10 protein-coding genes are annotated in these 11,541 nt (G+C 67.5%); 5 read left to right on the top strand and 5 right to left on the bottom strand.

Features of this window, described 5'->3' with window-relative positions; translation table 11 throughout:
• Window positions 1-229 precede the first annotated feature (229 nt).
• Entirely contained in the window at window positions 230-1,465 is a 1,236-nt protein-coding gene (locus tag ACK4HJ_RS19945; RefSeq protein WP_409834796.1) for a YbfB/YjiJ family MFS transporter, read from the bottom strand.
• A 189-nt stretch (window positions 1,466-1,654) separates the two neighbouring features.
• Between ACK4HJ_RS19945 and ACK4HJ_RS19940 the strand changes: the two genes are divergently transcribed.
• The gene (locus ACK4HJ_RS19940) at window positions 1,655-2,758 is read left to right on the top strand and encodes an alkene reductase (RefSeq protein WP_409834794.1); all 1,104 of its coding nucleotides are present in this window, start codon (window positions 1,655-1,657) and stop codon (window positions 2,756-2,758) included.
• Window positions 2,759-3,027: 269 nt separating this feature from the next.
• Here the strand turns inward: ACK4HJ_RS19940 and ACK4HJ_RS19935 are convergent, their stop codons facing one another.
• The 3 genes from ACK4HJ_RS19935 to ACK4HJ_RS19925 all read right to left on the bottom strand — a co-directional run bounded on the left by ACK4HJ_RS19935 (window position 3,028) and on the right by ACK4HJ_RS19925 (window position 7,888).
• Window positions 3,028-3,609 carry a hemerythrin domain-containing protein gene (locus ACK4HJ_RS19935; protein ID WP_409834792.1) on the bottom strand — a complete coding sequence of 194 codons (582 nt, stop codon included), beginning with the start codon at window positions 3,607-3,609 and terminating at the stop codon, window positions 3,028-3,030.
• A 217-nt stretch (window positions 3,610-3,826) separates the two neighbouring features.
• Window positions 3,827-5,521 (bottom strand): methyl-accepting chemotaxis protein, encoded by a 1,695-nt coding sequence (locus ACK4HJ_RS19930; RefSeq protein ID WP_409834790.1) that lies wholly within the window; start codon window positions 5,519-5,521, stop codon window positions 3,827-3,829.
• Between the two features lie 120 nt (window positions 5,522-5,641).
• Window positions 5,642-7,888, bottom strand: a complete 2,247-nt coding sequence (locus tag ACK4HJ_RS19925) for a heavy metal translocating P-type ATPase (RefSeq protein WP_409834788.1) — start codon at window positions 7,886-7,888, stop codon at window positions 5,642-5,644.
• Between the two features lie 149 nt (window positions 7,889-8,037).
• On the opposite strand from ACK4HJ_RS19925, the gene ACK4HJ_RS19920 reads away from it, so the two are divergent.
• The gene (locus tag ACK4HJ_RS19920; protein ID WP_409834786.1) at window positions 8,038-8,253 is read left to right on the top strand and encodes a cation transporter; all 216 of its coding nucleotides are present in this window, start codon (window positions 8,038-8,040) and stop codon (window positions 8,251-8,253) included.
• Between the two features lie 18 nt (window positions 8,254-8,271).
• Window positions 8,272-8,766: a Cu(I)-responsive transcriptional regulator gene (gene cueR / locus ACK4HJ_RS19915; RefSeq protein ID WP_409834785.1), complete on the top strand. Its 495-nt coding sequence runs from the start codon at window positions 8,272-8,274 to the stop codon at window positions 8,764-8,766.
• Window positions 8,767-8,832: 66 nt separating this feature from the next.
• Here cueR and ACK4HJ_RS19910 read toward each other — a convergent pair whose 3' ends face one another.
• The gene (locus ACK4HJ_RS19910; RefSeq protein WP_409834783.1) at window positions 8,833-9,648 is read right to left on the bottom strand and encodes a TetR/AcrR family transcriptional regulator; all 816 of its coding nucleotides are present in this window, start codon (window positions 9,646-9,648) and stop codon (window positions 8,833-8,835) included.
• A gap of 157 nt (window positions 9,649-9,805) precedes the next feature.
• On the opposite strand from ACK4HJ_RS19910, the gene ACK4HJ_RS19905 reads away from it, so the two are divergent.
• Together ACK4HJ_RS19905 and ACK4HJ_RS19900 are read left to right on the top strand one after the other, a co-directional pair.
• A complete protein-coding gene (locus ACK4HJ_RS19905) occupies window positions 9,806-10,648 on the top strand; it encodes an ABC transporter ATP-binding protein (protein ID WP_409834781.1) in 843 nt (280 codons plus the stop codon).
• A complete protein-coding gene (locus tag ACK4HJ_RS19900; protein WP_056056932.1) occupies window positions 10,645-11,535 on the top strand; it encodes a branched-chain amino acid ABC transporter permease in 891 nt (296 codons plus the stop codon). Before ACK4HJ_RS19905 ends, ACK4HJ_RS19900 begins: the two co-directional genes overlap by 4 nt.
• Window positions 11,536-11,541: the final 6 nt, after the last annotated feature.

The following is an 11,541-nucleotide window of genomic DNA, read 5'->3' as shown; positions in this document are numbered from 1 at the left end:
GTGTGTCGGTCGGTTGGGTCTGAAGCAACTGCCGATGCCTGTCGATGTCCCTACATCCCGGCTCCTCGCCCTTTCTTACAGGTTGGTTGATGGGAGCCAAACCATACAAGCCTGTCGAAGCGCCGCGCAAGGCTTCGACAGGCTCAGCCCGAACGGATGAGAAGGATCGAACGCAGCGACAGGCCGCAGCTGCGGAACGCAACGCCCCCTACGCACGAATGGCGCACCGCTACAGCGGTTTTTGCCGCCAAGCCACCAGCGCCCCCACCCACAGCGCGCAGGCAGAAAACACCAGCCCACGCGCCAGCCCGCCCGGGCCGTCGGCAATCCAGCCCACCACGGTGGGCCCCACGATCTGCCCCGCCGCGAACACGATGGTGAACGCGCTGATGCCGCTGGCCCACAGCGCCTGCGGCAGGTTGTGCCGCACCAGCGCCGTGGTGGACGCCACCACCGACAGGAACACCCCGCCAAACAGCAGGCCCGAGGCCAGCACCACCGGCCAGGCGGACGTGAGCGCGGGCAGCACCGTGGCCACGCCCAGCAAGCCATTGAGCAGGGCCAGCGCCTGGCCGCCCCGGCTGCGGTCCAGCAGGCCCGCCCAGATGCGTGACGACACCACCACCGCCAGGCCCAGCAGCGCATAGAACGTGGTGACCGCGCCGCCGCTGGCGCCCTGCTCGCGCAGCAGGGCCACCACAAAGGTCATGTAGCCGATGTAGCCCACGCCAAACAGCGCGTAGCCCAGCAGCGCCGGTGCCAAGGCCTGCCAGCGCACCCGGGCCGGCGGCGGGTTGAGGTTGAACGCCGTGGGGCCGGCCGGCGGCGGCGCCAGCCCCTGCAGCGCCCGCGCGGGCCACCACAGCACCGCCGTGGCGGCCACGCAGGCCAGCGCCAGCGCCCACCAGGCCCAGGCCCACGGGTGGGGCACACCAGCCGCAGCGCCCAACACAGCCGGCACCAGCAGTGCCGACAGGCTGATACCCCAGCCCGTGCCCCCGTAGTACAGCCCCAGCAGCAGGCCGCTGCGCCCCGGCTCGTGCGCGCCCAGGCGTGCGGCCAACAGCCCGCCTGCAATGAACACCATCGCACTCGCCACACCGGCCAGAAGGCGCTGCACCAGTAGTAGCGCAGCATCGGTAAAAAAACCGCTGAGCCCCATGAACACCGAGGCCAGCACCGCACCCGCCACCAGCACCCGCCCCGGCTCAGCCCGCCGCAGCAGCAGCGGCGTGGCCAGCGCGCCCAGCAGGTAGCCCAGCGCGTTAGCCGTGTTCATGCCACCCGCCAGCGTGTACGACCAACCCAGATCGCTGCGCATGGGCGGCAGCAGCAAGGCATAAGAAAACCGCGTCATGCCCAGCGAAATCGCCGCACCCATGGACAGCGCGACGGCAAGCCAGAGGGTCGTATGGGGGGTGGTCGCGTTGGCAGGAACGTCTGCAGCGTCTGGGCGTAGGGGCATGGCTTTTTGATTCTGCCGCAGCGTGCCAGATCGTGCCGGGGGGCCGCAGGCCGCATGCCGCGATAGCACAAAACCAGAAGCCTTGTTGACGCATGTGCGCTGCAAATTTTGCGCCGCAGCATTACGCTTGCCCCCCGCTCATCGCTGGTATGCGAGCCCTTCCTCTTTGACGAACGAAAGCAACGATCCATGCCTTTTCTCTCCGACCCCGTCCAAGCCGGTGACCTGCAACTGGCCAACCGCATCGCCATGGCGCCGCTCACGCGCAACCGCTCGCCGAACGCCGTGCCCACCGACCTGGTCGCCACCTACTACACCCAGCGCGCCAGCGCTGGCCTGATCATTTCGGAGGCCACGGCCATCAGCCACCAGGGCCAGGGCTATGCCGACGTGCCGGGCCTCTACGCGCCCGAGCAGATTGCCGGCTGGAAGAAAGTGACCTCGTCCGTGCACGCCGCAGGCGGCAAGATCGTGGTGCAGCTGTGGCATGTGGGCCGCGTCTCGCACACCGACCTGCAGCCCGGTAACGCCGCGCCAGTGGCGCCGTCGGCCATCCAGGCCAACACCAAGACCGTGCTCATCAAGGACGGCGTGCCCACCTTCACGCCCACCTCCATGCCCCGCGCGCTGGAGCTGGCCGAGATCCCCGGCATCGTGGCCGACTACCGCCGCGCAGCCCGCGCCGCCATCGAGGCGGGTTTTGACGGCGTCGAGATCCACGCCGCCAACGGCTACCTCATCGACCAGTTCCTCAAGACCGGCGCCAACCAGCGCACCGACGCCTACGGCGGCAGCATCGAGAACCGCGCCCGCCTGCTGCTGGACGTGACCCACGCCATCACCGAAGAGATCGGCGGCGGCCGCACCGGCATCCGCCTGTCGCCCGTCACCCCCGCCAACGACATCGTCGATACCGATCCACAACCCCTGTTCGAGCATGTGGTGCGCCAGCTGGGGCCGCTCGGCCTGTCGTACATCCACGTGATCGAAGGCGCTACCGGCGGCCCCCGCGAGGTGGAAGGCCGCCCCTTCGACTACGCCGCCCTCAAGGCCGCCTACCGCGCCGCCGGCGGCCAAGGCGCCTGGATGGTGAACAACGCCTACGACAAGGCCCTGGCCGAAACAGCTTTGGCCAACGGCGCCGACATCGTGGCCTTCGGCCGCCCTTTCATTGCCAACCCCGACCTGGTGGAACGCCTGCAGCGCAACGCACCGCTCAACGAGGTGAACCGCGCCACGCTGTACGGCGGCGGGGCGGAGGGGTACACGGACTATCCGGCGCTGAGTGCCTGATCTCGCTCGGCATCAATCAACCTAAACCGTCGCGCGGAGGTTTCTAAGCGCCGCGCAGGGCTTCGACAAGCTCAGCCCGAACGGTGAAGGTGAGTTCAAGCGCCAAAGAGGGAGACGTTGTGGTCGTGACTGCCCGCCGCTGAAAACTGGCGCGGCCCACGCCAGGGTAGCCGCGCAAGGGCCGCCCCGCCGCGCTGGCTGCGTCCCCCTTCCCGAATCGCACAGCGATTCGAGAGAAGGGGGAAGGCGCGCAGCGCCTCAGGGAGTTGTCACCCCAACCCTATCGGGCTCGGCGCCCGCATCACGATGCGGGTGAACAGCCGGTCATAGGCCGCATCGCGCGGCTTGCCCGGCGCAAGCGGGTTGGTGTTGCTGGCAAAGGCAGCGTCCAGCGCCTGCCAGTCGGCCTGCAACAGGTGCTGCTGCGCGGCGGGCAGCACCACGGTTTCTTCCAGGCGCATGTGCTCCAGGTAAAAAACCACGTACCGCCGCAGGGCGTCGGCAAACGCCTCACGGCGCGCTTCGCCCATCAGTTCCCAGCCCAGCAGCAGGTGCTGCAGTTCGCGCACGGCAGCCTCGCCGCCCGCGTGCTCGCGCTCCAGCCGCGCGATGGCCTCGGCCGCCTCAGGCGCACGCTCCGCCACCTTGGGAAACAGCCAGCGCGTTTCCTTGGGGTGGTGCTGGCGCTCGGGAAACTCGTCGATGTAAAACAGCATGGCCCGCATCACGTCAAAAAACGCGGCGGGTTCATCGCCCGGGCCCTGGTCGAGCATCAGGCGCAGCGACTGCAGCACGGCGGCCAGGGACGCATGCTCTTCGCGAATGGTTCGCAGGCTGATGGACGACGGCACGGCGCACTCCCCGGTGTGAACGAACCCCAAGGGTGCCACGCGCAGCCGCCAATGCCCATGACACAAGTCAATAACTCACGGCGGCCATAACGCGGGATGAAGATGAAACACGCATCGCCCGTCCCGCAGAGTCACCAAAAAAAAGCCCTGCCAGCGAGCCGGCAGGGCCTGGAGACACAAGGCAGGGGCGCTGCCAAAGCCACCTGCTACGGCTGCATCAGCGCGTCAGCCGCGCCGGGCCGGGGCCCGCAGCCGATGCCAGCGCGGGGGCGGTGGCGGGGGCGTCATGGTGCTGCGGAGCAGCCATGGCGTGCAACGTGGTGGCTGGCGAATGGCCGTGCCCCATGGCGTCGGCCAGGCGGAACTGCTGCACCACCTGCGACAGGCGTGCGGCCTGCTCGCGCAGCGACTCTGCGGCGGCGGCGGACTCTTCCACCAGCGCGGCGTTCTGCTGCGTCATGCGGTCGATCTCGCCCACCGAGCTGTTCACCTGGCCGATGCCGGCCGACTGCTCGGACGCCGCAGCGGTGATCTCGCCAATGATGTCGCCCACGCGCTGCACGCTGCTCACGATGTCCTTCATGGCCGTGCCCGCTTCTTCTACGTGGCGCACGCCGCCGTCCACGGCAGTGACGCTGCTGTTGATCAGTCCCTTGATGTCACTGGCGGCGGCGGCCGAGCGCTGGGCCAGGCTGCGGACCTCGCTGGCCACCACCGCAAAGCCCCGGCCCTGCTCGCCCGCGCGGGCAGCCTCCACGGCCGCGTTCAGCGCCAGGATGTTGGTCTGGAAGGCAATGGAGTCGATCAGGCCGATGATGTCGCCGATCTTGCGGCTGGACGTGGAGATCTCATGCATGCTGGCCACGGCCTGCTGCACCACACTGCCGCCATGCGTGGCCATCTGCGATGCCGACGCCGCCAGCTGGTTCGCCATCTGCGACGACGATGCCGTCTGCTGCACGGTGGAGGTGAGCTGCGACAGCGAGGCCACGGCCTCCTGCGCGTTGCTGGCCGTCTGCTCGGTGCGCTGCGACAGATCCTGGTTGCCCGTGGCGATCTCCTGGCTGGCCGTGGCGATGTTGCCGCTGGCGTCACGTACCTGAGCAACCAGCGATCCCAGACCCTGCTGCATGTCGCGCAGCGCGCGCTGCAGATCGGCCACTTCGTCCTTGCCCTCGGCATGGATGGGCTGCGACAGGTCGCCGCCCGCAATGGATTGGGCCATGCGGCGCGCTTCTTCCAGCGGGCGGCAGATGGAGTTCATGTTCATCAGGGTAGTGGGCACCACCACCAACACCGTGATGACCACCGCCAGCACAAACAGCCATTTGGTCTCGTTGGACACCTGGCCCTGTTGCGCAACCGATTTTTCCACCTCGCTACGCAGCACGGCATCCAGCTCGGCCATCAGCTTGTCGGCCTCGTCAAACTCGGCCACGGCCTTGCCGCTCATGCGGTTGGCAATGGTGGCGGTGTCATAGCCGCTGGCCTCCAACTGGCGTGCCACATGGGCAAACTGCTCGCGATAGCTGTCCAGGCGCTTGACGATGTTGCGCACCACAGGGTTATCCGAGTCTTCTTCGCCTTCCAGAAACTTGTTCGCAATCTTCTTGGCCTTGTCCTGGCTTTCCAGCCATTTGGCGTGTGCCGCCTTCACAGCCTCCGGCTTTTCGTAGCCGATGATCATGTCTTTTTCGAACTGGCGGATGGCACCCATCTCGCCACGCAGCTCGGCCATGTAGCCCACCTCGGCGAAGGAGTGGTCCATGAAGTCCTGGCTCATCGCATGGATGCGGAACATGCCCAGCATGCCCGCACCACCCAGCAGCCCCAGCAGGCCCAGCACCACGCCAATGGCCCCCAGCATCCGCATTCGAATGGTGAACTGCCGCATGAGCGAGAAGAAATTCATGATCTGTCTTCCTTGAATAGGTATGTGTGCGCCGACATGCACTCACCCCTGTTGTCGGCAACGATTTGCAACAAAGTGTTCAAGTTTGCCAGAGTACGGTGACAAGCTGGTACGTGTTTATCACATGCGCCACCGCTTCAGTAAGAGGGCATTCGCCATGACACTGACCGAGCTCAAGGCCATGGCCGCACCTGCGACCACGGGACTCAGGTAGCCCAGCGCGGCCAGCGGAATGCCCGCCACGTTGTACACGAAGGCCCAGAAGAGGTTCTGCCGGATCTTCATCACCGTGCGGTGCGAGATGTCCAGCGCCGCAGCCACCAGCATCGGGTCGCCCCGCATCAGCGTAACGCCGGCGGCGTGCATGGCCACGTCCGTGCCATTGCCCATGGCCATGCCCACATCGGCCGCTGCCAGCGCCGGGGCATCGTTAACGCCGTCGCCCACCATCGCAACATGATGGCGCTGGCCACCGGCGTCCTGTTGCAATGCGGCCACCTTGGCGGCCTTGTCGCCCGGCAGCACTTCTGCCATCACCTCGCCCGCACCCGAGTCCAGCCCCAGCCGCCGCGCCATGGCTTCGGCTGCGCCCCGGTTATCGCCCGACACCATCACGGTGCGAATGCCGCGAGCCTTCAATGCTGCCAGGGCCTCGCGCGCACCCGGCTTGGGCTCGTCGCCAAACGCCATCAGCGCAAGCACATTCAGCCCCTGGGTGCCCCGCTGCACGACTGCCGACACGGTGGCGCCGTCGCCTTGCAACTGCTGCGCGCGCGCCGCCAGTGGACCCAGGTCCACGCCCAGCTCTTGCATCCAGCGCAGGCTGCCCACCAGGTAGCTTGCGCCGTTGACCTCGCCTTCGGTCCCGCGCCCCGGCACGGCGCGCACGGCGTCGGGCGGCACCAAGGGCAAGTGCCGCTCCTCTGCGGCAGCGACCACGGCGCGGGCCAGCGGGTGTTCGCTGCCGCTTTGCACGGCCGCCACAGCCGCCAGCACCTCAGCTTCGTCAACACCCGGCGCCAGCTCCAGGGCCGTCAGCCGGGGCCGGCCCACTGTCAGCGTGCCCGTCTTGTCAAACGCCACCACATCCACCTTATGGGCCAGCTCCAGCGCCTGCGCGTCCTTGATCAGAATGCCGTGCCGGGCCGCCACGCCCGTGCCCGCCATGATGGCCGCTGGCGTGGCCAGGCCCAGCGCACAGGGGCAGGCAATCACCATCACCGCCACGGCGTGGATCAGCGCAGCCTCCACGCCGGCGCCCACCCACAACCAACCCAGCAGCGTGGCCACCGCCACCATCAGCACCACGGGCACAAACACGGCAGACACCTCATCCACGAGGCGCTGGATGGGCGCCTTGGCGGCCTGGGCGTCTTCCACTAGCCGGATGATGCGGGCCAGCACCGTTTCGCTGCCCACCGCCGTCACCTCCATCACGATGCGGCCGTCGCCGTTGATGGAGCCGCCCGTCAGCCCCTCGCCCACGTCGCGCCCCACCGGCAGCGGCTCGCCCGTCAGCATGGATTCGTCCACCTGCGTGTGGCCCTCCTGCACCCGACCGTCCACGGGGATGCGCTCGCCAGGGCGCACCACCAGCCGGTCGCCGACCAGCACCTCGGCCACGGGCACATCCACCTCGCCGCTCTTGCCCAGCAGGTGCACCACATCGGGCCGAAGCGCATGCAGCGCGCGGATGGCTGCCGTGGTCTGGCGCTTGGCCCGTGCCTCGAGCCACTTGCCCAGCAGCACCAGCGTGACCACCACGGCCGAGGCTTCAAAGTACAGATGCGGCGTGTGCCCGCCATGTGCGGTCAGCCACAACCACACCGACAGCCCCCAGCCCGCGCTGGTGCCCAGCGCCACCAGAAGATCCATGTTGCCCGACAGCGCCTTGGCCGCGTGCCAGCCGGCCTTGTAAAAGCGCGCGCCCAGGATGAACTGCACCGGCGTGGCCAAAGCGAACTGCGCCCAGGCGGGCAGCATCCAGTGCTGGCCGAACAGGTCACCCAACATGGGCAGCACCAGCGGCGCCGACAGCAACAGGCCAATGCCTACGGGCATGAAGCCGGCCCAGGACGACAAATCCTCAGGCGCGTCTTCCTGCCCCGTCGCACGCGGCTCGTAGCCCGCATTGCGCACCGCGCGGCGCACCAGCGCCTCCATGGCGGCGGCATCGGCGCCCACGCTGGTGGCAAACGCAATGCGGGCAGATTCGGTCGCCAGGTTGACCGAGGCCTCCTGCACGCCCGGCACCTTGCGCAGCGCGCGCTCCACGCGGGCCACGCAGCTTGCGCAGGTCATGCCGGAAATGCCCAGGTCCAGCGTATGCGGGTCCGCAGGGGAAGGTGTGTGCAGCGAAGTGTTCATGGCGGGGATGGTGATCCTTGACGCGATGGCAAGGTCAAGCATTGATCCTGATCAACCCTCACGGGATGAGTGTCTTGGACCGCACTTGACTCTGCCACGATGTCAAGCTTCAGCATTGCACCATCTTCCCACTACCCAAGGACACATCCATGCCCACCACCACCACGACCACCACCCTGCACGTCCAGGGCATGACCTGCGGCCACTGCGAACGCGCCGTCACCCAGGCCGTGCAGCAGCTTGACCCAGCGGCCCAGGTGCGTATAGACCGCGCCAATGGCAAGGTCGAGATCGACAGCACCGCAGCCCGCGACGCGCTGGCCTCCGCCATTGCCGAAGAGGGCTACACCGTGGCCGCCGACTGACCCAGCCGCGCCACCACCATGGCCACCAGCCCAACCACTGCACGCCGCACGCCGCAGGCGATCTCGTGGCCCGTGCCCATCGGCACCGCCGCGCAGCGCGCGGGCATCTCGGCACGCATGGTGCGGCACTACGAGTCGCTGGGCCTCATCACCGGCGTGGCCCGCACTGAGGGCGGCTACCGCCAGTACACCGAAGCCGACGTGCACGCCCTGCAGTTCATCCGCCGCGCACGCGACCTGGGCTTCTCCATGGAAGAAATCGCCGAGCTGCTGGGCCTGTGGCACGACCGCAGCCGCGCCAGCAGCCAGGTCAAGCGCATTGCGCAGCAGCACATCCACGACCTGAACGACCGCATCGCCCAGATGCAGGCCATGCAGCGCACGCTGCAGACACTGGTGTCGTGCTGCAAAGGAAACGACCGGCCAGACTGCCCCATTCTGGACGACCTGGCCTCCGGGCAGGCAGAACACCACACACCCCGAGCTCTGCGCAAATCGCTACCAAATCAATAGCTGCTAGCGCTTGTTCCACTATGGCTTGGGTCCGCTTTTCCTTGGAAACCCGCGTTGTCAGGCCTGTCAGGCGCCCGCCGGCCGCGCAGGGGCTTTGGCTTTGCCAACGGCAGCCTTGGAGCGGGCAGGCAACGCAGGCGCACTCCCAGAATCGGCCGTTGACACCGGGGCTTGCGCAGGCCGCCGCAGCACGCCGTCACACAGCGTCGCGATGCACTGCTGCGCCACCTGCTCGGGCGTGTATTCGCCATCGGGCTGGTACCAGCGGCCGATCCAGCTGAGGGCACCTGCAATCACAAAGGCCGTCATCTTCGGGTCACAGGGCTGGATCGATCCTTCGGCCACGCCCTCGGCCACCAGGCGGCGGAATTCCTGGTCGATGGCGGACTTCAGGCGCCGCAGTTCCCTGCGGCTGGTGGGCGGCAACTGCTCGTCGCCCACGCGGATCAGGCACATGCCGAAGTCCTGCGTGACGATGCGCGCATACACCTGCATGCAGGCGACGAGCTGGTCCACGGCCTGGCCGCCCGCAGCGCGCGAGTCGTCGATGCCCGCAAGCATCATGTCCAGGCCCTGGCGCACGCACTGCAGCAGGATCTCATCCTTGTTCTTAACGTAGTAGTACAGCGTGGGCTTGGTCACGTTCAGCCGCGCCGCGATGTCGTCGAGCGAGGTGGCGTGAAAGCCGCGCTCGTTGAACAGCTGGGCCGCCGCCTGCAACACGGCCTTGCGCTTGGCCTCGCGCTGCTGCTCGCGGTGCGAGACGGGAGCCCAGGGAGAGCCGCTGGCGAGCTCCGACTCTGGCGCAACTGCGGCGGACGGGGTCGATGGCACCGCGCGTGGAGCACTGCGTCGGGACGATGCCGCTTTTGCAGGGGGCATGGGGGGCGATTCCTCGGGGAAAGTACGGATGCTGAACGGGGTGGCGGCTTCCAGAATCTACTCACGAGTAAACAGTTTACGCACAAGTAGGAAATTCCTGCAGGGTCTGCAAGAAATTTCTGTTCAGAAGCTGCGAACAACCCGTATTAGAAAGCCAATGGAGACAACCCCTTCCGGCCCCGCTGCTGCCACGCCCTTGCTGCAGGTGCAGGGCGTGACCCTGGCGTTCGGTGGCGTGAAGGCGCTGACCGGCGTAGGCTTTGACGTGCAGCCCGGCTCCATCACCGCCGTCATCGGCCCCAACGGTGCGGGCAAGACCTCGCTGTTCAACACCATCTCGGGCTTCTACCGGCCCAGCCAGGGGTCCATCCGCTTTCAGGGGCAAGACATCACCCGCGTGCCCGCACCGCAGCGCGCCAAGCTGGGGCTGGGCCGCAGCTTTCAGAACATTGCGCTATTTCGCGGCATGACGGTGCTCGACAACATCAAGCTGGGCCGCCACGCGCACCTCAAGACCAACGTGCTCGAAGCGCTGTTGTACTTCGGCCGCGCGCGCCGCGAAGAGGCCGAACTGCGCCGCGACATCGAGGAGCGCATCATCGACTTCCTCGAAATCGACCACATTCGCCACGCCCCCGTCTCGGCCCTGCCCTACGGCCTGCAAAAGCGCGTGGAGATGGCCCGGGCCCTTGCCATGCAGCCGCAGATCCTGATGCTGGACGAACCCGTGGCCGGCATGAACCGCGAAGAGACCGAAGACATGGCGCGCTTCATCCTCGACGTGCGCGAGGAGTGGGGCGTGACGGTGCTCATGGTGGAGCACGACATGGGCATGGTGATGGACCTGTCGGACCACGTGGTGGTGCTCAACTTCGGCCAGGTCATCGCGCACGGCACGCCCGCACAGGTGCAGGCGGACCCCGAGGTCATCCGCGCCTACCTGGGCGCTGGCGATGTGGGCGACCTGCGTGCCAAGCTGCAGGGGGTGACCACCGCATGACCGGCAACTTCGACTGGGCCTACCTGTTTGAGATCAGCCTCACTGGCATCGCCGGTGGCGGTCTCTACGCGCTGGCCGCACTGGCCTTCGTCATGGTCTACAAGGCTACGCGCGTGGTGAACATCGCGATTGGCGAGCTGCTCATGGTGGGCGCCTACCTGTTCTTCACCTTCGCATCGATGTTCGCGCTGCCGCTGTGGCTGGCCATCCCCGCCGCCGTGCTGGGCACGGGCCTGCTGGGCGCGGTGATCGAGCGCACCATGATCCGCCCGCTGCTGGGCGAGCCGCCGATCTCCGTCTTCATGGTCACCGTGGGCCTGGCCTCGGTGCTTGTGGGCTTGGTCGAGATGATCTGGACGGCCGACCAGCGCCGCCTGCCCGACTTCATGCCCACGCAGCCCATCATGGTGGGGGATGCCTTCCTCGCACCCAAGGTGTTCTGGGGTGCCGTGATTGCCATCGTGTTCATCGCGGCAGTGCTGGTGGTGTTCCGCTTCTGGCGCGGCGGCGTGGCCCTGCGCGCCACGGCCAGCGACCAGGCGGCCGCGTATTCGGTGGGCATCAACGTGCCGCGTGTGTTCTCGCTGGCCTGGGTGGCCTCGGCCATGCTGGCCGCCATCTCCGGGATCATCGTCGGCTCTATCGGCGGCATCTCGTCCAGCATGGGCGTGTTCGGGCTGTCGGTGCTGGTGGTCGTCATCGTGGGCGGGCTCGACAGCGTGCTGGGCGCGCTCGTCGGCGGCATCCTCATCGGCCTGATCGAGGCGCTGGCAGGGGCCTACCTGGGCGGCGAATACAAGCTGCTGGCCACGTTCATCGTGCTGGTGGCCGTGCTGCTGGTGCGGCCTTACGGCCTGTTCGGCACCCACGAAATCGAGAGACTGTAAGGCCGA

The sequence above is a fragment of the Acidovorax sp. genome (assembly GCF_046294525.1).
Taxonomy (GTDB): Bacteria; Pseudomonadota; Gammaproteobacteria; order Burkholderiales; family Burkholderiaceae_C; genus Acidovorax.
The sequence above is the reverse complement of the archived record's forward strand: the minus strand, read 5'-3'. Positions and strand labels throughout refer to the sequence as shown.

Coding starts and splice junctions, on each gene's coding strand:
- ACK4HJ_RS19925 (WP_409834788.1), bottom strand. CDS start 7,888: ATGAACACTTCGCTGCACACACCTTCCCCTGCGGACCCGCATACGCTG.
- ACK4HJ_RS19900 (WP_056056932.1), top strand. CDS start 10,645: ATGACCGGCAACTTCGACTGGGCCTACCTGTTTGAGATCAGCCTCACT.
- ACK4HJ_RS19930 (WP_409834790.1), bottom strand. CDS start 5,521: ATGAATTTCTTCTCGCTCATGCGGCAGTTCACCATTCGAATGCGGATG.
- ACK4HJ_RS19940 (WP_409834794.1), top strand. CDS start 1,655: ATGCCTTTTCTCTCCGACCCCGTCCAAGCCGGTGACCTGCAACTGGCC.
- cueR (WP_409834785.1), top strand. CDS start 8,272: ATGGCCACCAGCCCAACCACTGCACGCCGCACGCCGCAGGCGATCTCG.
- ACK4HJ_RS19920 (WP_409834786.1), top strand. CDS start 8,038: ATGCCCACCACCACCACGACCACCACCCTGCACGTCCAGGGCATGACC.
- ACK4HJ_RS19945 (WP_409834796.1), bottom strand. CDS start 1,465: ATGCCCCTACGCCCAGACGCTGCAGACGTTCCTGCCAACGCGACCACC.
- ACK4HJ_RS19910 (WP_409834783.1), bottom strand. CDS start 9,648: ATGCCCCCTGCAAAAGCGGCATCGTCCCGACGCAGTGCTCCACGCGCG.
- ACK4HJ_RS19905 (WP_409834781.1), top strand. CDS start 9,806: ATGGAGACAACCCCTTCCGGCCCCGCTGCTGCCACGCCCTTGCTGCAG.